Source organism: Acinetobacter sp. YH12241 (genome assembly GCF_013417535.1).
Classification (GTDB): Bacteria; Pseudomonadota; Gammaproteobacteria; order Pseudomonadales; family Moraxellaceae; genus Acinetobacter.
The window spans coordinates 1-20824 of record NZ_VPDQ01000039.1; the positions used below are offsets into that span (position 1 = coordinate 1).

General features: G+C 43.5%; 16 protein-coding genes and 1 pseudogene. 5 read left to right on the plus strand and 12 right to left on the minus strand.

Translation table 11 applies throughout. From position 1 onward, the window contains the following. Positions 1 to 164 precede the first annotated feature (164 nt). Positions 165 to 1847, minus strand: coding sequence for an AMP-binding protein (locus tag FTV18_RS14275; protein WP_180018603.1), 1683 nt, complete (start codon positions 1845 to 1847; stop codon positions 165 to 167). A 281-nt stretch (positions 1848 to 2128) separates the two neighbouring features. Between FTV18_RS14275 and FTV18_RS14280 the strand changes: the two genes are divergently transcribed. After that, a complete protein-coding gene (locus FTV18_RS14280; protein WP_159123585.1) occupies positions 2129 to 3403 on the plus strand; it encodes an MFS transporter in 1275 nt (424 codons plus the stop codon). A gap of 66 nt (positions 3404 to 3469) precedes the next feature. Here the strand turns inward: FTV18_RS14280 and FTV18_RS14285 are convergent, their stop codons facing one another. From FTV18_RS14285 to FTV18_RS14315, 7 genes are all read right to left on the minus strand, one after another. Beyond that, positions 3470 to 4966 (minus strand): NAD(P)/FAD-dependent oxidoreductase, encoded by a 1497-nt coding sequence (locus tag FTV18_RS14285; RefSeq protein ID WP_180018605.1) that lies wholly within the window; start codon positions 4964 to 4966, stop codon positions 3470 to 3472. 16 nt (positions 4967 to 4982) lie between these two features. After that, on the minus strand, positions 4983 to 5822 hold the full coding sequence (locus FTV18_RS14290) for an alpha/beta fold hydrolase (protein ID WP_180018607.1): 840 nt from the start codon (positions 5820 to 5822) through the stop codon (positions 4983 to 4985). Positions 5823 to 5957: 135 nt separating this feature from the next. Then, positions 5958 to 7760 carry an acyl-CoA dehydrogenase C-terminal domain-containing protein gene (locus FTV18_RS14295; protein WP_125278516.1) on the minus strand — a complete coding sequence of 601 codons (1803 nt, stop codon included), beginning with the start codon at positions 7758 to 7760 and terminating at the stop codon, positions 5958 to 5960. A 207-nt stretch (positions 7761 to 7967) separates the two neighbouring features. Beyond that, the gene (locus tag FTV18_RS14300; RefSeq protein ID WP_125278515.1) at positions 7968 to 8948 is read right to left on the minus strand and encodes a nitronate monooxygenase family protein; all 981 of its coding nucleotides are present in this window, start codon (positions 8946 to 8948) and stop codon (positions 7968 to 7970) included. Positions 8949 to 8959: 11 nt separating this feature from the next. Further along, positions 8960 to 9748, minus strand: coding sequence for an enoyl-CoA hydratase-related protein (locus tag FTV18_RS14305; protein ID WP_180018609.1), 789 nt, complete (start codon positions 9746 to 9748; stop codon positions 8960 to 8962). A gap of 37 nt (positions 9749 to 9785) precedes the next feature. Next, positions 9786 to 10709: a glyoxylate/hydroxypyruvate reductase A gene (locus tag FTV18_RS14310; protein WP_180018611.1), complete on the minus strand. Its 924-nt coding sequence runs from the start codon at positions 10707 to 10709 to the stop codon at positions 9786 to 9788. Next, complete coding sequence (locus FTV18_RS14315) at positions 10706 to 11461, minus strand: class II aldolase/adducin family protein (RefSeq protein WP_159123591.1); 756 nt, start codon at positions 11459 to 11461, stop codon at positions 10706 to 10708. Before FTV18_RS14315 ends, FTV18_RS14310 begins: the two co-directional genes overlap by 4 nt. Positions 11462 to 11571: 110 nt before the next feature. Between FTV18_RS14315 and FTV18_RS14320 the strand changes: the two genes are divergently transcribed. Next, positions 11572 to 12009 (plus strand): PaaI family thioesterase, encoded by a 438-nt coding sequence (locus FTV18_RS14320; RefSeq protein ID WP_180018613.1) that lies wholly within the window; start codon positions 11572 to 11574, stop codon positions 12007 to 12009. A 120-nt stretch (positions 12010 to 12129) separates the two neighbouring features. Here FTV18_RS14320 and FTV18_RS14325 read toward each other — a convergent pair whose 3' ends face one another. From FTV18_RS14325 to FTV18_RS14335, 3 genes are read right to left on the minus strand one after another with little or no spacing between them, the layout of a single operon-like run. Next, positions 12130 to 13341 carry a 3-oxoadipyl-CoA thiolase gene (locus FTV18_RS14325; RefSeq protein ID WP_180018615.1) on the minus strand — a complete coding sequence of 404 codons (1212 nt, stop codon included), beginning with the start codon at positions 13339 to 13341 and terminating at the stop codon, positions 12130 to 12132. A 25-nt stretch (positions 13342 to 13366) separates the two neighbouring features. Then, positions 13367 to 14887, minus strand: a complete 1521-nt coding sequence (locus FTV18_RS14330) for a 3-hydroxyacyl-CoA dehydrogenase (RefSeq protein ID WP_180018617.1) — start codon at positions 14885 to 14887, stop codon at positions 13367 to 13369. A 2-nt stretch (positions 14888 to 14889) separates the two neighbouring features. Then, on the minus strand, positions 14890 to 15663 hold the full coding sequence (locus tag FTV18_RS14335; RefSeq protein ID WP_180018619.1) for an enoyl-CoA hydratase: 774 nt from the start codon (positions 15661 to 15663) through the stop codon (positions 14890 to 14892). A 450-nt stretch (positions 15664 to 16113) separates the two neighbouring features. Between FTV18_RS14335 and FTV18_RS14340 the strand changes: the two genes are divergently transcribed. The 3 genes and pseudogenes from FTV18_RS14340 (at position 16114) to FTV18_RS14350 (ending at position 20117) form a co-directional block, all read left to right on the plus strand. Continuing rightward, positions 16114 to 17412, plus strand: a complete 1299-nt coding sequence (locus tag FTV18_RS14340; protein ID WP_180018621.1) for an MFS transporter — start codon at positions 16114 to 16116, stop codon at positions 17410 to 17412. 223 nt (positions 17413 to 17635) lie between these two features. Then, complete coding sequence (locus FTV18_RS14345) at positions 17636 to 18901, plus strand: DcaP family trimeric outer membrane transporter (RefSeq protein ID WP_180018623.1); 1266 nt, start codon at positions 17636 to 17638, stop codon at positions 18899 to 18901. Positions 18902 to 18918: 17 nt separating this feature from the next. Beyond that, positions 18919 to 20117, plus strand: a pseudogene (locus FTV18_RS14350) (MFS transporter). Between the two features lie 68 nt (positions 20118 to 20185). Here FTV18_RS14350 and FTV18_RS14355 read toward each other — a convergent pair. Beyond that, on the minus strand, positions 20186 to 20569 hold the full coding sequence (locus tag FTV18_RS14355; protein ID WP_159123599.1) for a hypothetical protein: 384 nt from the start codon (positions 20567 to 20569) through the stop codon (positions 20186 to 20188). Positions 20570 to 20824: the final 255 nt, after the last annotated feature.

Below are 20824 nucleotides of genomic sequence, written 5' to 3' on the forward strand. Positions count from 1 at the left end.
AATAATTCAAGTGAATTTGTTTGAAAGAAGAACTTTAAAAGCTTTATTTTCACCCGATAAAATACCCATAAAACAAGAGGAAGCTCATTTGAGCTTCCTCTTGTGAAAAATTGTGGGACAGCAATGATCGAAAGATTCCTTTTTTATTTTGACTATGTTATTTCTCAGCAGGCTTTGGCATCCGGCTGCACGGTTTTAGGCAACTCACGGCGTAGAATTTTACCGACTGCAGACTTTGGCAATCCAGACACAAACTCAATATATTTTGGCAGCTTATAACTGGTCAATTGTAGTCTCAGATAAGTCATGACTTCATTCTCGGTCAGACTGGTATCCTGTTTTACAATAAAGGCTTTCGGAACTTGTCCAGATTTTTCATCATCCACTCCAATGACGGCACATTCCAGTACTTTAGGATGTTTGGATAAAACGCCTTCCAGCTCATTTGGATAGACATTAAAGCCGGAGACCAGAATCATGTCCTTTTTACGGTCCAGAATAGTGATATAACCCTGCTCGTCCATACAACCGATATCACCTGTCAGGAAGAAACCATCTTTGGTAAATACCTGTGCTGTTGCTTCCGGTTGCTTCCAGTAACCTTTCATCACCTGAGGGCCGCGAATAGCAATTTCTCCAGCCTGATGAAGTGCTACAGGTTTTCCTTCATCATCCAGAATCTGAATTTCTGTGCCTGCCAATGGTAAGCCAATACTACCGCTAAAGCGCTTGCTTAAAGGTGGGTTAAATGTTGCCGTTGGTGAGGTCTCAGAAAGACCGTAGCCTTCATAGATATGACAGCCTGTGACTTCGTACCATAATTCTGCTGTATTTTTTAAAACAGATGCACCACCGCCTGTCGTGGTTTTTAGGCGTGAGTGATCCAGCTCGCGGAAACGTGGATGATGAGCCAATGCATTAAACATGGTATTCACGCCCGGAAACACCGTCGGAGGATGCTTATAATATTGATCTACCAGTGCATCCAGATCTCTTGGATTTGGAATCAGCACATTGGCAAAACCGCGACTAAGACCATAACTGAACAGGCAGATGGTAAAACCATAAATATGATACAGCGGCAAGGCGCAAAATACATATTCTTCTTCTGTGGCATAGCGGTCACCAAAATGGCTGATAAACACCGTACTGTTCTGAGCAATATTAAATAAGATATTGCGATGACTGAGTTCAGCCCCTTTGGAAACACCTGTAGTCCCACCGGTATATTGCAGAATGACAGTATCTTTCTGCTGCTGTACAGGCGCTACAAAATCAATCACCTGTACCTGATCAATGGCCTGCTTAAAGTCAGAAAAATGTTTATCAGGATATTGCGCTGTTTGGCTATAAATTGAAACTGACTGATCCTGAATGAAATCGAGCGGATGGATAGAAATCACATGTTTTAGCGCAGAACATTCATCCAGATTATTTAACTGTTCTAAGGTTGAGCCCAGAATAATCAAGGCTTCTGCTCCTGAATCCTGAACTTGATGATACAACTCACGCTGGGTGTACATCGGGTTTACATTCACCAGAATATAACCCGCACGAATAATCGCGAAAGTCGCAATCGGATACTGAATAATATTCGGCAACATCACCGCGATTCGGCTACCGGCCGCCAAGCCTAGATTCTGTAGGTAAGTAGCCAGTTTCTGGCTATAAACATCAATCTCCTGATAGCTGAACTTTCGATCCAGATAAAAGAATGCAGTCTTATCCTTAAACTTAAGCAGATTCTCAGCAATCGTCGTACTCAAAGTTTTGTCAGGATCGGGCCGGGTAAATTCCGGATTGACGTTCCATTTTTTATATTCTTCCATCCATGGCTGACTTGTCATTACAGCACTCCTATCCTTGATTTTAAATTTATTTTGTATCGTGAAACTTTATTTTGATTAAAAAATAATAACGTTATCTTTCCTCCCAAATCAATGCAATATTTGGCTAATTTCAAATTTTTACAAATAAAATCACGAATTTTATGGCTAATTATTTGGATATATTTTATCAATTAATAATATGACATTTCTTATGGCGAAATAATAAATCAGTAAAAGCAACAAAAGAATGTGGATTCATTCTTATAAAACAACAACGTAACAAGAAAAGGATGTCGATGATGACGTATGAAACTTCAGTGCTAGAAGCTGAACGGGTCACAGTTCAGCCTAAAAAAATATGGATGACCGCATTTATTCTATGTTTTCTTATTTTACTTGCAGACGGTGTTGATCTGGCTTTTTTGGCCTATAGCCTCACCAGTATCAAAGCTGAATTTAATTTAACCACCGTTCAGGCAGGGGCCTTAGGGAGCTGGAGTCTGGTCGGTGGAGTGATTGGCGGATTAATTGGCGGTTGGGCCTGTGACCGTTTTGGCCGGGTGAAAGTTATTGTATTTTATATGATTCTTGCTTCCAGCTTATCCTGCACCTTGGGCTTTGTAGAATCTTACCATCAGTTTTTAATTATCCGCAGTATTGCAGCTATTGGACTGGGTTCCCTATACATCGCCTGTAATACCTTAATGTCAGAATATGTTCCGACAAAATACCGGACAACTGTTCTGGCGGCACTTATGACCGGTTTTACCCTAGGTTCATTATGTGCAACTTTACTGGCGGGCTGGATTATTCCTGAATATGGCTGGCGTATGCTGTACTGGATTACCATTTGCCCGATCGTTCTGGCTTTTCTGCTTTATTTTCTTGTTCCTGAACCGGATTCATGGCTACGTTCACGTGAATTAAAACGTCAGGAAGCAGCTAGCAAAGTTAAGGTGAAAAAGCAGAATCCTTATAAAGTCATTCTCAAAGATAAAAATCACCGCTGGATGTTTTTACTATGGATTTTAAGTGCAGGTGCCCTGCAATTTGGTTATGCCGGTTTAAGTAACTGGTTACCTGCCTATCTCGAATCGGATCTGGGCATCAGTTTTAAGGCCATGACTGGCTATATGGTTGGCACGTTTATGATCATGATTTTTGCCAAGATCGTCGCAGGCATTCTGGCAGATCGTTTCGGACGACGTGCCTTGTTCGCTTTTGGAACCATGGGCACAGCCCTGTTTCTTCCGATTGTAATTTATTTCAATACACCGACCAATATTTTGTACCTGATGCTCATGTTCGGCTTCTTATATGGTATGCCATTTGCCATTAATGCCACGTATATGACTGAAAGCTTCCCTACTTCGATTCGTGGTACGGCTGTAGGTGGTGCATTCAATATAGGCCGTATCGGAGCAGTATTTGCACCACTCACAATTGGATATTTTGCTCATGGAGGTTCAATTGGAACGGGACTACTGGTAATGGCAGGCGCCTATTTTATTTGTGGTCTGATTCCTGCACTGTTTATACGTGATCGCTTATATGATCCGCAAAAAGCAGATTAATCTCTATCATCTTTTGATAAAAAACCAGTCAAATAGACTGGTTTTTTAATGAATAAAATTTAAAAATCAGACGACTTTTCTTTGAACATTTTCCATGTATTCATAATGGTAACCACTGCGAATAAAATGCTGGTTTTTGTCTCTAAATGAATGCGCATAATCTGGCCAGACCAAAGTCAGCTTGCGGCTCACCGGGTCCAGATACCAGCTTTTACAGCTTTCTGATAACCAGACACTGCCTTGGGAAAGCTGCTGTAACTCCTGCATATAGGCATTTTCAGCATCTTGATCAGCTTCAAAGGCCTGAATCTGTTCCTGTTCAAAAAACTGCAAGGCGTCCAGTACCAGATCAAACTGGGTTTCCAGAAAATAAAGCGCTGAGTTATGCCCACTTCCGGTATTAGGACCATTCAGAATGAACAGGTTTGGAAAATTATGGACTGTCGTAGATTGATAACCCTGCATACCACTAGACCATTGCTGCTCCAGACTTAGGCCATGTTTACCCACTACCTTTGAGGCATAAGGTGGTCGTGCTGCTTCAAATCCAGTAGCAAAGACGATGATATCTGCAGAATATTCATTGCCTGATTTGCTGATTACACCGTCTTTTGTGATGGCGGCCAAAGCTGAATCTTCAAGCGTGACATTCGGTTTTAGAAAAGTTGGATAATAATCATTGGACAGCAATAAACGCTTGCAGCCTGGTTCATAATTCGGTGTGAGTTTTCGCTGTAATTCGGGATCTGGTATCTGGTGTTTCAAGAATTGCAGGCAGTTTTTCTTGACCCGCTCGATCTGGCTTTTCAGATTACGGCGCTGGGCAAAATTATATTCATTGCCCCAGAACAAGGAATGTCTTAACTCTGCCATGCTGTCCGGATCTTTGCGGAAAAGCTGTTTTTCTGACTCAGAATAAGGTCGGTCTGGTCGCGGCAAGATATACGGTGCACTGCGCTGCAATACGGTCAGGCTTTTGGCTGTTTTGGCAATTTCCGGTACAAGCTGGATAGCTGAAGCCCCTGAACCCACGACAACCACACGCTGATTATCCAGATTCACTTCGTGATTCCAACGTGCAGAATGCATGACCTGACCTTGAAATTCTTCTAGTCCCGGAATTTGTGGCAGATGTTCATCTGCCAGATGCCCGGTTGCTGTAATTAAAAAATTTGCTTCATAAGAACCTTTAGATGTCTGAATATTCCAGATACGTTTTTCGGTATTCCAGCTGGCTTTTTCCAGTTGAGTATGAAAATCAATATGTGGCCGGATATTTTCCTGATCACAGCATTGAATTAAGTAACGTTGAATTTCTGCCCCTTGCGGAAAGACACGTGACCAGTTGGGATTTTTAATAAACGAGAAAGAATATAAATGGGAAGGTACATCACAGGCGACACCGGGATAGGTATTATCACGCCATGTTCCGCCCACTTCTGCTGCACGTTCAATGATTTTAAAATCGTGAATGCCCTGCTGTTTAAGACGGATCGCCATGCCTAATCCACCAAAACCGCTGCCTACAATTAAAATCTTGCTGCGCTGTCCTTGAGCTTGCATTATTTTTCTCCTTTTTTTAAGGCATCATGGGCTGGATTTTCTGATTCGCCGGATACTGTTCTGGATGCTGGCTAAACTGGTTGATCAGTTGCACCACTTCCGCTGGCGCTTCAATATGGATTGCATGTCCTGAAGCTATTTCGATATAGCGGCTGTTCTGAATCGAAGCAAACAGTAATTTTGCTTGCGCTAAAGGCACCATCCGGTCTTCACGGCAAGCCACGATCAAAGTCTCCGCAGAGATGTTCGGCAAAATGGCGGTGATGTCAATGCGATAATTCAGTTCACGCTGTTTGGCTGCATCTTGAGAAGGCTTAACGAAGCGTGCCAGATCCAACACCTGCTGTTCACTACGTGCAGACAAATAATCATCGCTATACAGGCAATAATTCACAAAATGCGGTAAAGCTGCGGATTGATCGTTAAATAGCTGTTGCCAGATCGTGGTCCGTAGTTGTTGCACCGAGCTGGTTTTTGCCCAACCGGCCAACAGGATCAAACGTGCCACGCGCTGTTTAAGACTCGCAGCTACTTGTGCAGCAATCACAGCACCAAGTGAATAACCCACCACAGTAATTGCTTCATCTTCTGCAACTGCATGCTGGATCAGTGCTTCAACTTGTTGACTAAAATCAGTCACTGCCAGATCGGCTTTATCTGGAGTATGCAAATCAAGCGATAAAACCCGCTGATGGATACCGAGCATGGGGAAAATATAGCTGAAATGTTTGTCCGTATTTCCACCCGTACCATGGATCAGAATGATGGTGGGATATGAGGATTTCTGTCCGACTTCATGATAAGTCAGTTGCAGATCACCATAAGGACATTGTCGAGTAATCGTGTCTAAATCCATATAGACTCCTGATCTTGTTGTTTTATGGCCGATGTAATACTGAAAAGTACCTATCGATATTGAGTTTTGTGCAGGATAAAAAAAGTAGTAACAAAAAAAGACCCACGATCGAGAGATTGATCGTGGGCAAAAGGATTAATCGAATTTAAACTCTTCAGGAGTCAGCAGGAACAGGCTCTCACCACCGGCCTGAATATTGGCAACGTGAGTTGAAGTTCTTGGCAGAATCCGGGCAAAGAAGAATTGTGCCGTTTTGATCTTCGCTGCATAGAACGGATCAGTATTACCTTCTTCAATCTTTTGCTGCGCCGTAATCGCCATTTTCAGCCATAAATACGAAGACACCACATAACCAGAGAAATATAGGTAATCCACAGATGCCGCACCGATTTCATTGGCAGACTGTTGTGCCTGAGCCTGAATCGTTTTGGTTAATTCTAGCCATTGCTCAGTCAGCTGGCTCACTTGTGCAACCTGCTGGTTAAACTGGGCATGTTGCTGATGCTCTTTAACAAAGCCCTGAATCTCATCCGTTAATGCAGTGAGCAAACCCAATTTTGAACCTAGCACTTTACGCGCCAGCAAGTCGATTGATTGAATTTCAGTAGTACCTTCATACAGACTGGCAATACGTGCATCACGGGCAATCTGTTCCATGCCATGTTCAGCAATATAGCCGTGTCCACCAAAGACCTGCATACCGTGTTTGGCAGCTTCTACACCTGTTTCGGTCATTAAGGCTTTAGCAATTGGGGTCAATAATGCCAGACGGTCTTCTGCAGCTTTCTTCTCTTCAGGATTATCCGTTGCTTCAGCGATATCAGCATACGTTGCCAGATAATAAGCCAAGGCACGTGAACCTTCTGCAAATACCTTTTGAGTCAGTAGCATATTACGCACTGCCGGATGCACGATAATTGGATCCGCAGGCAGGTTTGGCTCTTTCGCACCTTCAAGTGAACGCATCGCCAGACGGTCTTTGGCATAAGCCAACGCGCCTTGATAAGAAGATTCAGCTGCAGCCAAACCTTGAATCGCTGTACCAATACGCGCAGAGTTCATAAAAGTAAACATGCAGTTCAAGCCGCGGTTTTCAGGCCCGATCAGGAAACCTTTGGCATTATCAAAATTCAGTACACAGGTCGCATTGCCATGAATACCCATCTTGTGTTCAATCGCGCTACACACCACACCATTGCGTGAAGCCACATTTCCAGCTTCATCCAGATTGTATTTAGGCACGATGAACAGTGAAATACCTTTAGTACCGGCAGGCGCATCCGGTAAACGCGCCAATACAATGTGTACGATATTTTCAGCCAGGTCATGCTCACCTGCTGAAATAAAGATTTTCTCACCGCTGATACTGTAGCTGCCATCTTCATTTGGCACCGCTTTAGTACGGATCAGGCCCAGATCAGAACCGGCATGTGATTCAGTTAAACACATGGTTCCGGTCCAGCGACCTGCAATTAAAGGTACCAGGAATTTCTGTTTCTGTTCATCGCTACCATGATGCTCTAAAGTACGCATCGCACCATGAGACAGGCCTGGGTACATACCCCAAGACCAGTTAGTCGCCGTAATAATTTCTGAAATGGCAATACGGTATAAGGTCGGGAAGCCTTGGCCACCATATTTTTCATCACCAGTTAATGAGGTAAAACCAAGTTCTACATATTTGTCATAAGCAGCTTTAAAACCATCCGGTGTAGTCACGACGCCATCTTGCAGACGGCAGCCCTGCTGGTCGCCTGTCGCATTAATTGGTAGAAGTTCGTTTTGGCAAAAATCAGCAGCGACTTCCAGATATTGTTCCATAATATCCATAGAAACTTTGTCTGCGAACTTTGCATAGCCTTCGTATTTCTGTTCAACATTGAGCAGATCTTTCAGGACAAACTTCATGTCTTTTAATGGCGCAATATAATTTCTCATCGTAATTCCCTTGTATGAGTTCTAATTTGTATATTTATGACAATTAATTTCATAATACGAAATTATGTTTTAGGTCGAATATAATATAAGTGCATGGATAAAATCTAGTCATGACATAAAAAATCACATTTAAAAAATTAAAACTTTGGTATAAAAAAGCCATTCGGTAATGAATGGCTTTTTATTAAATGATCAAAATAAATCGATCTAGCGCGGGAAAAACTGAGCCAAACGTTGCTGAACAATCTGTTCTGCTTCTTGCATGATATTGTCAATCAGCGTTTGACAGGTCGGGATATCATGGATCAATCCCATGACTTGACCTGCTGTCAGTACGCCTGCATCTACATCGCCATTTTCCAAAGCCAGCTTGCCTTTTAAGCCACTGACATAAGGGCGAATCTGTTCAAATTCCAGATTTGGATCTTCACCCATTTTAACGACGAGGTCAGATACCGCATTTTTCGCAACACGCGCAGTATTTCTGAACTGGCGGTAAAGCAGATGCGTTGCCCTTTCATCATTGTCGACATAAAACTGCTTGATGTTGGGATGGATTGGCGCTTCTTGTGTGGCACAGAAACGTGTCCCCATATTGATGCCTTCAGCACCTAAAGCGAGTGCTGCTACCAGACCACGACCATCCGCAAAACCACCACTCGCTACAATCGGTATAGTGAGCTGATCAGCGGCTGCTGGAATCAGGATTAGTCCAGGAATATCATCTTCACCCGGATGGCCGGCACATTCAAAACCGTCAATCGAGATCACATCCGCACCGATTCGTTGTGCTGAAAGTGCATGTCTGACCGAGGTACATTTATGAATCACAATGATGCCGTGCTGTTTAAAGGCCTCAATATGTTCATGTGGCTTGTTACCTGCCGTTTCTACAATCTTGATTCCACTTTCAATAATGGCCTGACGATATTCGGCATACGGCGGTGGGTTTACAGCGGGTAATAAAGTTAAATTGACCGCAAAAGGCTGATCCGTCATTTCACGGCAACGTGCAATTTCCTTGGTCAGCGCTTCAGGTGTGGGTTGTGTCAATGCCGTCAGCGTTCCCAAACCACCCGCATTGGAGACTGCACTGGCCATTTCTGCGGTACCGACCCACATCATGCCGCCCTGAATAATCGGATAGCGAATGCCTAAAAGCTCGGTGATACGCGTTTGAATTTTCATGAATGCTCTCCTTAGCGTCCGGTAAATTGTGCAGGGCGTTTTTCGACAAAGGCCTGCACACCCTCTTTGTAGTCCTGGCTACTTAAGGCCAAGTATTGCAGGTTTTGTTCCAGCTCCAGTTGCTGATCCATGCTATTTTCAGCACTGCGTTGCAAAGCCTGTTTGGTTAAGGCCAGTGCATAGGTCGGCTGTCGTGCCAGTCGCTGTGCAAGCTCATCGATATAAGCATCAAATTCTGCATCAGGGATCATTTTCCAGACCATACCCATTTCAGCCGCTTCTTTGGCATGTACAGGCTCACCAAGTAAAGTCAGTGCCATGGCACGTGCATAGCCGATCAAACGCGGCAACATCCAGGTGCCGCCGGCATCAGGAATTAAGCCAATTTTAGAAAAGGCTTGAATAAATTTGGCACTTTCCTTGGCAATAACCAGATCGCAAGCCAGCGCGATATTGGCCCCTGCACCGGCAGCCACACCATTTACTGCCGCAAGCACCGGTTTGGGACTTTTACGAATCAGGTTGATCAAAGGATTATAATATTTGGCTAGAGAGCCTTCGGGAGGCAACGGCACACTACCGAGCTGCCCGGCACGTTCTTTTAAATCCTGTCCCGCTGAAAATGCCCGACCATTACCACGAATCACAATCACCCGAATATCCGAGTCTGTATTCCAGCTTTTCAGCACCTGCTGCACTTCCTCATGCATTTGCCGATTGAAACTGTTCAGTGAATCTGGCCGATTAAAACTTAAAGTCGCGACGCCTTGCTGAACCTGAGTTTGAATCATTTCCCACATCATCAATTTCCTTATTTTTTTGTCTGTATCCCTACAATTAATAGCCTTTATTGACATCCACCTGATGACACAAATCCAGCCCTTGATTTAAACGACGGTCATTTTCCAGAATCTGCTCTACCACCACAGACATCGGCGCATGTGAGGCGACATGTGGCGTTACCACAATTTTTTCGTGCTGCCAGAATGGATGGTCCGCAGGTAACGGCTCCTGCTCAAAGACATCGACAATTGCACCACGCAGATGACCAGAATCCAGCGCATCCAATAAATCCTGCTCGATTAAATGCTGGCCACGCCCGACATGAATCAAAGCTGACTGTTCAGGCAGTTGCTGAAATAATTCAGCAGAAAGAATCCCAGTATTCTCTTCGGTAAGGGGTAGCAGGTTAATCAGAATCTGACTTTGCGCCAGGAACTCGGAAAGCTGTTCTTGACCCACATAACTTTTGACTTGATTAATGTCTTTTGGGGAATTCGACCAACCAGAGACTTGATAGCCCATGTCTGCGAAACGTTCTGCTACGTATCCGCCCATATGCCCCAGTCCCATAATCCCGATCTGGATATGATGGCTATAGCTCTGGCGATACTGCTTCCACAGCTGCTGCTTTTGCTGCTGGACCATACGGTCAAAATAACGCTGAAAATACAGCACACCCCAAAGCAGATAATCAAACATGCCCTTTTGATGATGTGGATCCAGCACCCGGCAAACGGCTTGATCTGGGCGTACAGCATTTAAGTTTAAATGTTCTACCCCAGCAGCAATCGAATGAATCAGACCCAACTTTGGTAGCTGCTGCACTTTTTCCAGATCTGGAAACCAGGCAGCAACCGTGGTTGCCTGTTCAGCTTCAGGGCTGTCCACTGTACAGAAACTACCAGCTGGCGCATATTTTTGAAAAGACTTGACCAGAATGGCTTCAATATTTGGTACAGAACTGGAAATAACAATCATGATGCATACTCCGTATATTGATGCTCAATCAGGGACAAAGCGGCCTGCCAAGCACGCTGTAAAATCGGTTCAATGAGAGGACTAGCGAACTGCTTCGCTGTTTTAATTCGGACTTCTTCTGCTGGATAATGCAATTCAGCACCGCCACTTAAGGCCTTGACCTGTGCCTGACAGGCGCGTTCCAGGAAATAGATTTCATGAAAAGCCCGTGCAATGGTCTCCCCAGCCGTTAATAGCCCATGATTTCTTAAAATCATGGCACGATGATCGCCCAAGTCCTGAATCAGGCGCTCCTGCTCATCAGTTGACAGCGCAACGCCTTCGTATTCGTGATAGGCCACATGCTGATAAAATTTCATGGCGTGTTGGGAAATTGGGAGAAGCCCGTGTTTCTGAGCAGAGACGGCAATACCATCTGCAGTATGCGTATGAATGACACAGTTCAAATGAGGATGCGCGTCATGAATTGCAGAATGAATCACAAAGCCTGCCATATTGACTGGCTTGTCTTGTTCATAGCTTTCTACCACCTGCCCTTCATGATTAATCTTCACCAGCGTTGAGGCACGCATTTTTTCAAATGCGACCCCATATTGATTAATCAGAAAGCAATCTGGCTGATCTGGAACTCTTAGGCTGATATGAGTATCAATCAAGTCAGTCATCCGATAATGCGCAATAATGCGATAAAGCGCAGCCAGTTCACAGCGTGCCTGCCATTCAGCAGCTGTAACGAGATTTTTTATTGTCATCATTCCATCCTGGAAAAATATAGCATTTCGATCACTATCTGTTATATCATAATTTTAGAAAAACAGAATATTATTTCATAAGGCGAAATATTTTATTAAAGGGAAGCTATATGACTACAGCTCAAATGAATGGACTTGAATATCTAACTGCAATTAAAAATGGCGAATTACCTGGCTCAGCGATGGGACAACTCATTCCCATGAAACTCAGTGTAGTCCGTGAAAACTATGTGGAATATGAAGTTTATCCAGATGAACGTCATTTCAACCTGCAAGGCGGCATTCATGGTGGATTCTGCGCCACGGTTCTAGACAGCGCAACCGGTGCAGCAGTTCATACTACAGTTGATGCGGGCGTGAGTTTTTCCACTATTGACCTGAATGTCAAAATGCTCAAAGCCATGAAAAATAGCGAAACTTATACTGCGATTGGCGAAGTGATCCGGATTGGACGCAATGTGTTGACTTCAGAAGGCCGAATTGTAGATAAAGACGGTAAACTTTATGCTTTCGGTTCAGCAACTTTATTGGTTACTGGCCGTAAATAATCCTTACGCTGATTTAAACATTCCCTGCATTTGCAGGGATTTGTATTTCTATATAAATAGCCCAATAAAAAATGCCATGCATATCATCTATACATGGCATTAATACGATAACAAAAGCTGTTATGCAGCTTCAGGGTTTTCAATCACCATCGCCAGGCCTTGACCCAGACCGATACATAAGCTGATCACGGCATATTTTTTACCAGTACGCTGTAATTGACGCGCAACAGTTAAAGCCAAACGCGCACCTGAACAGCCCAATGGATGGCCAATTGCAATGCCACCACCATTTGGATTGACACGCGGATCATCAAAAGCCACATCCAGACCTTTCAGGCAAGATAATACTTGGCTGGCAAATGCTTCATTGATCTCGATAATGTCCATATCATCTAGCGTCAAACCAGCACGTTTTACGGCTTTTTTAATTGCTTCGATTGGACCCACACCCATGATGCGTGGCTCAATGCCAGCGGCTGCAGAAGACAGGATACGAGCTAAAGGTTTTAAGCCATACTGTTCCTGAACTTTTTCACTGCCGATAATCAGTGCTGCAGCGCCGTCATTGATACCTGATGCATTACCCGCAGTGACTACACCACCTTCGAAAAGCGGTTTTAACTTGGATAATGCTTCAAATGTTGAAGATGCGCGTGGATGTTCATCTTCAGTCACTAATTTAGGCGGTAATTTACGCCCTTGTGAAACTTCAATCGGGGTAATTTCACCTTCAAAGAAACCTGCTTCTTTTGCAGCTTGATATTTCGCTTGTGATGCAGCAGCAAAAGTATCTGCCTGTTCACGCGTAATGCCAAACTCTTCAGCGACGTTATCACCTGTTTCTGGCATGCTGTGCGCGCCAAACTGATCGGTGAATTTACGGTTTGGGAAACGTGTACCAATCGTGGTGTCATAGATTTTTGCATCACGTGAATACGCGCTTTCAGCTTTAGCCATTACAAATGGTGCACGCGTCATGCTTTCTACACCACCTGCAATATACAGCTCACCTTCACCTGCGGTAATGGCACGTGCTGAATCAATCACAGCACCGAGACCTGATGCACATAAGCGGTTTACCGTCTGACCTGGAACTGTTACCGGCATACCCGCTAACAACGCTGCAAAACGTGCCACATTACGGCTGTCTTCACCGGCCTGATTCGTGCTGCCAAAGATCACATCTTCTACGTCAGCTGCTGGAATACCGGTTTTTTCTAACAGATTTTTAATAACTGTTGCTGCTAGATCATCTGGACGTACGCTTGCCAGGCTTCCTGCGTGGCGACCGATTGGTGAACGTAAACCATCATAAATATAGGCATTTAACATGAGTGTTATTCCTTTAACTTTTTAATTAATGTGTAGTATGAACAAGAGCTAAACCGAGCTGAACGCGGCGGCGCAACCAAGGACTTGGGCGGTAACGCTGGTCACGAGTAATCGCAGTCATGCGGTCTAAAATTTTCAGAATTTTTTCAGCACCTAGTACATCGCCCCATTCAATTGGGCCGTATGGATAACCAAGGCCTAATTTCACGGCAATATTAATGTCTTCTACAGTGGCAACACCTTGCTGGGCAATATCACAGCCGAGATTCACGATCATGGCCAAAGCACGCTGAGCCACAAAGCCGACGCTTTCCTGAATTGTGCTCGCAGTCACACCATCCAGATTGAAAATCGATTGTGCTGCGGTTACCAGTTCAGCTTTGGTCACAAACGTTGGCATTAAAGTACGGTGTTTATTCAGACCGTAAAGCAGATCAATACAGACTACTTGCTGCGGAGACACCTGATAGCGGACTGCGGCTGAAGTTGCATCTTCACCATAAGTCGCAATCAGAATTAAAGCATCTACTGAAGGTGTTTCAGTCTGCTCGATCTGGATGTTGAACTGCTGCAGATATTGCTCAAGCGCCTGACGGTCTTCGCTATATTCTGTACCTAGCCAAACCAATGGATATTGATCCAGCTTTTCAACCAGTGTTGGAGCCACATCACCTACTTTGCTACCTGAAGTGTAATCATAAAAACCTTTACCAGTTTTACGACCTAGCTGTTTAGCAATAAAACGCTGGCGGGTAATCACGCTTGGGCGGTAACGCGCTTCTTCATAATATTGGTGATAGATCGATTCGCTCACTGGATGAGATACATCCATCCCGGTCAGATCGCCTAACTCGAATGGCCCCATCTTGAAACCGATCCCGTCACGGTAGATGCGATCAATTTCATAAAATGGAGTGACATTTTCATTCAGAATTGCATAGGCTTCGCTACCAAAGGCACGACCAGCATGGTTAATGATAAATCCTGGGGTATCTTTGGCTTTTACCGGGCGATGTCCCATTTTTGTAGATAACTGAGTAAGCGCATCCACAATATCAGCACGGGTATTAAAGCCTTCAATGACCTCAACCACTTTCATCAGTGGTACTGGGTTAAAGAAGTGATAACCGGCAACGCGTTCCGGTTGGCTGCAATTGGCGGCAATCGCACTGATAGACAGTGAAGATGTATTGGATGCCAGAATTGCTTCTGGTTTTACGATACCTTCCAGTTGCTGCATCAGCTTTTGTTTGATTTCCAGATTTTCAATAATTGCTTCAACGATTAAATCGCAATCTTTCAGGCCTTCGATCTGCTGGGCAATGGATAAATGAGCAAGATCTTCAGCAGCTTTTTCATGGCTGAATTTACCTTTATCAGCCAGGGTATTTAATGTTTTAGCCAGCTTTTCCTGTGCCTGTTCAGCAGCACCCGCTTTGGCATCAAACAGCACCACATCATGGCCAGATTGAATTGCGATCTGGGCAATGCCCGCACCCATCGTACCTACGCCAATAATACCGATTTTCTGAATTTGAATGCTCATGCTTATCGTCCCTGATAATTTGGTTTACGTTTTTCGATAAAGGCTTGCATACCTTCTTTTTGATCTTCTGAAGAAAACAGTATCTGGAAAGATTTACGTTCCAGCATTAAGCCGGCATTGAGTGGCACATCTTCAGCCAGTAAAGCCACTTCCTTGATTTGCTCAAGCGCGATTGGCGGCATTTTTGCCAGAACTTCAGCCATCTTGATTGCTGTTGCCAGGGTTTCGCTGTCTTCCGTTACTTGAGACACCAGGCCAATCTGATAAGCTTCCGGCGCTGGTACCAGACAACCCGTCATAATGATGCGCATTGCATGGAATTTACCCACGGCACGGAATAAACGCTGTGTACCACCAGCACCCGGCATTACCCCTACTTTGACTTCAGGCTGACCGAACTGGGCACTTTTTCCAGCAATGATAATGTCCGCATGCATTGCCAGTTCACAACCGCCGCCCAATGCATAACCGTTTACTGCTGCAATCACTGGTTTTGAACATTGTGCAATCGCTTGCCAGTAACGTTCGGTACGACGCTGCATCATCTGGATCGTTTCAGCATTTGCCAGTTCTTTAAGGTCAGCGCCTGCAGCGAAGTCAGTTTCACCGCCAGTGAGAATAATGGCACGGATATTTTCATCGTCATTCAATTGCAGAAAAGCCGCAGCCAGTTTCTGACGCACTTCTGTATTCAGGGCATTTTTAGCTTCTGGACGATGGATCTTGACCATCGCCACATGTGTCGAGATTTGCTCTACTTGAACTACCTGTTCCATCAAAAATCTCCATTTATTTTGTATAGCGAAATTTTATTTTATATAAAACTACGGTTTCTAGACCCATAAATCAAGATTTTTTCTCTCAAAAACTCAAAAAAGTTATTTTTTAATAAAAATTAGAGTAAAAACTCTTGTTCAGTTGGCTATTTTATGATTAATTGATTTCGCAATACGGAATTAATTATTTAATTCGAATTTTGGTTATTCATTTATGTAAATATTAACCACAATACAAAATAAAAAAATTAATTTCCGTCATAAGGATACTACGTTGTTCAGTGATTTTTCACTCAAGGTGAAACGGAAAAATCAGATCCAGCCTGATCGTAACAGGGCGAATGCGCACAGACGCTTAGACCTTAGATGAGGAAAATGCTTTTCCGTGAGGAAGAAAATGGATTTAGCGGTAGCAGAGGAATGCTACTTTAATATATAGAGGATATAAGAATGACAAGCGATACCATCGTAGCTGAGGAAACTAAAACGGGGGTCTCCTCCGACGGCACCATTAAGCAGGCACCTAAACGCCTGTGGATGACGGCCTTTGTCTTCGCTTTTTTGATTTTACTATGTGACGGTGCAGACATTGGTATTCTGGCTTTCAGCTTGACCAGTTTGAAAGCAGAATGGGGGCTAACTTCTGTACAGGCCGGTGCCTTGGGAAGTTATTCTCTTTTGGGTATGGGGATCGGTGGCTTTATTGGCGGATGGGCCTGTGACAAATTCGGCCGCGTACGTGTCATCGTATTGGCCACTATTTCCTTCTCGATTTTGTCTGCCTATTCAGGTTTTGCCCAGTCTTATCAAGAGTTTGCGATTTTACGCACCCTTTCGTGCTTAGGTTTAGGCTGTTTATATATTGCCTGTAATACCCTGATGTCAGAATACGTACCGACCAAATACCGTACTACAGTACTGGCAACATTAATGACTGGTTTCACTTTAGGTTCATTGGTGATTACCATGGTTTCTGGCTGGATTATTCCTGAATTCGGCTGGCGTATGCTGTACTGGGTGACAATTGCCCCATTAGCTTTGGGTATTTTGATGCACTTTATGGTACCAGAACCAGAGTCATGGAAACGTGTCCGTGAAATGAAAAGAACTGGTCAGATCGTGGATAATGATGCCAAAAAAGGCAATCCATATATCACCATTCTTAAAGATAAGACCCATGGCAAGATGTTCATCTTATGGTCTTTCAGCTCTGGTTTCCTGCTATTCGGTTATTTCGGTGTAAGTAACTGGTTACCAAGTTATCTTGAAGCTGAATTAGGTATTAAATTCAAGGAAATGGCGCTATACATGGTAGGTACCTTTGTCACCATGATGTTTGCCAAAATCATTGCAGGTTATGTGGCTGATAAAATTGGTCGTCGTATTGTGTTTGCTTTCGGCACCATGGGAACAGCGCTGTTTATTCCTGTTGTCGTGTATATGCACAATGCCGATAACATTGGTGTACTGATGCTAATCTTCGGCTTCCTGTACGGTATTCCATATGCCATTAATGCAACCTATCTCACTGAAAGTTTCCCAACTGGGGTTCGTGGTACAGCAGTCGGTGGTGCGTTCAATATTGGTCGTATCGGTGCAATCTTCGCTCCAATTACGATTGGTTATCTTGCGATGAATGGTTCGATCGGTACGGGTCTATTGGTGATGGGCGCAGCTTACTTCCTTTGCGGTTTGATTCCTGCCCTGTTTATTAAAGACCGTTTATACGATCCACAAAAAGCTGAATAACATTTAACTCAGGAGAGTGGTTAATTCACTGCCCTCCTTCATTCATATTTTTATGACTTTAAATATCAAATACATGCCCTTTGACCTGAACAGGATGTTTCTGGGTTGAACGAGACTCGTATTCATTATTCAAAAGTCAAAAACTCTGCATTGCGCAATAAGAGCAACATTAAGGAAAGATTTTCCTTTTTAGATATCAGAAAATTTCTTTAGGGATTAAGAAATGAAAAAATTAGTTTTAGCGACATTATGTAGTATTGCTTCAGCACAGGCATTTTCAGCAGAAGCGTCAGAAGACCGGATGCAGTTTTTAGAATCACAGTTAAAGCAAATCCAGGCCGAATTGGAACAGCAAAAAGCAGCACAACTTGCGTTAAAAAACCAGCAGGAAGAAGCCAAAGCGCAAGACTCTAAAACTTTGAGTTCAATGGTAGATAATGTCGATGTCTATGGATTGATTCGCTTTGATGGCGCAGTCGATTTCAAAAGTACTACTGAAGCTCGTGGCCGTACCATTAACCAGATTAATAAAGTCCCTTTTACTGAGCCTGACTCTACCCGTTCAGATTTTACTGCAGCTGCCAGCCGAATTGGTTTCCTGGCGAAAGACTTGGGTGGAAACCCGAATGTTTCTGCACGTTTAGAAGCTGACTTCTGGACCAATAATGGTAAAGGCGATGGTGGATTACGTATTCGTCATGCACATTTAAAATACTATAACTGGACTTTTGGTCAGGCCTGGTCATTGATGTCTACACCGGAAATTAGTACTGAAGCTGTCGATTACAGTTTATTGCTGGGTGGATCAGTCCTACGTACGCCTCAAGTCAGCTATGCTTTCAAACTTGATCCGGAAAATACCTGGAATGTAGGTCTGGAGTATATGGCCGGTGGTGATCGCTCTTCTGCCTTGCCTGCTTTAACCACTAAATATGTTCATCAATCAGGTCCGCTGCATTTATTGGCTCAAGGCTTTGTCAATCAAAAGCAGGCGCAAACTGATACAGGTGATATTGAAAAAGTTGGTTGGGGTGTAGGTCTTGGTGGACGTTATCATCTCAATGATCAAAACTCGATTCAGGGTAACTATTTCCATATGGTTGGCGACCAGCGTATTGCAGCTTTCTTGACTCAAGGTTCAACCACCGACGGTGCTGCCTGGGGTGGAGATTACTCAGTCGATCCAATCAATAATGAACTTTTACTGAATGAGTTTAATAGTTTAAGTATCGGCTTTACGCATAAATTCACGCCGAAACTACGTAGTAGCATCAATGCTAGCGTTGTTGATTTTGATGATTCCAGCGACTATGCACGCGCGAATCCTAAGACCAATAAACGTTTAACTGACTATGTAGCAAACGTGATCTACTCTCCTGTTCCAAAGATTAATCTCGGTCTAGAGTACCATCACGGTAAACGTGAAACTTTTGATAATAGAGAAGCGGATGTTTCACGTATCAACCTCTCTGCCAACTATAGTTTTTAAAGCCTCAGGAGACAAGGATGTCAGCCCAAGGGCAAATTTCACGCCGTTTCATGTTCATGATGGCAATGACCTGCGCACTCTGCGCAGGTTGTAACTATTTTAACCAGCCATTAATTTATTCTATCGCAGAAGATCTGCATATCAGTGTGGCCGAGTCTGGCTGGACTGTCGTTTTAACCCAGATTGGTTATGCCACTGGGTTATTTTTGTTTGTACCTCTAGGCGATTTATTTGAAAAACGTCTCTATATTTGCAGCCTCATGCTATGTACCGGACTGGCACTGATCGGACTTTCTGCCAGTACTAATCTGCATATGCTCTATGGTTTTACTCTACTAGCTTCTTTCTGTTCGATTACCACCCAGATTCTAATTCCTTTTGCGGCCAACCTTTCTCAACGAGAAAAAAGTGCTGAAGTGGTCGGTCTGCTGATGAGTGGTGTTTTGTCGGTATCCTGTTTGCCCGAACTGTATCAGGACTGATTTCTACCTTATGGTCCTGGCACGCCGTATACCTATTGAGTGGCTGTTCTATTCTCTTGCTCAGCATCGCCATGTGGTATCAGTTACCTAAAGCGAAAAGCCAGCTACAAATGAGCATCTTGCAGATTTATCGCTCACTATTTACCTTTGCCAAAACCGAACCGATGCTGATTCGACGCAGCATCATTGGTGGTTTGGGCTTTGGGATGCTGAGTATTATTTTTACCACCATGACTTTTGTGCTGGCGGAAGCACCCTATCATTTTAATGATTTCCAGATTGGCTTGATGGGCATTGTTGGTGTGGTTGGCATCTGGTCATCACAATGGACTGGTAAAATGATTGGACGGCACCGAGAAAAATGGGTGGCACAACTCGCTACAACGGGCTTAATTCTGGCCTGGATTCCCCTGTTCTATGCGCAAAGCTATTTATGGGTGTATATCATTGGATTAATTCCTGCCTATTTTGGGATTTCTTCGCTACATGTTTTAAATCAGAATCTGGTATATCGGATCTCAGTGCAGGCCCGTTCCCGTATTAATGCAATCTATATGACCTGTTATTTTTCAGGTGCTGGAATCGGTGCATTTCTATCGCTAAACCTATGGAAAATGTATGGCTGGTCAGCCTGCGTTGCATTGGGCTTTGTCTTTGCCCTGCTTATCTTTAGTATTAACCGCTATGACCTAAGCCGCGAACGTAATCTGGTCAATATCCAGTCCCAGTCATAATCAATCTAAACTCATACCTTGTGCACTCATAGAATATAAGATTGGGTGCGCAGTACATGACACATTATCTATGTTAATTTTAGAAATTCTTTAAAGCTCATTTGTCGCTTTTTTACATAAAGATAGACTCCAAATTGGAGTATTACAAAGAAGCCTATGTTTCTTAAAATAGTAAACAATAAGTCTAAATTGCCAAAAATTAAGTCTGTAGCGAAGAGCAAGATCACTAATACGGAATGTAAGTATAAGGTTTGTTGAGTCTTACTTTGCAGTGCGGTAGCTGCATTGATATAACCAATAAGCGTTAATCCTAATATCATAAGAATGATTCCGCAGATAATACCTAGGGTCATATAAGGCCCAGAGCTATATGCAAACAGGGTTAATACAGCACCAGTTAAAGCTACTAAACCTACAAATGAGCCTAATAAATTTCTTAAGTAATATGCCATTTGTTACATGATCTCTTCTAATGAAAGTTTAGAATTTTTAGCCTTGTAGTTGCTAAGAAATGTTTTCTCTTGTTCCAGGTATATCTATTACTTCTTGTACAAATACATTAGATTGATGGCACTTAATCGTAAGCATCCGGCTAACACAGCCTTACCAAGCGATCCTATAAGCCTTAATTTAGTTCCCACCTAAAAACAAGTGGGGACTTAATCCATGAACATGGATATATATTCAGCAACACCTCCTGTTGCTAA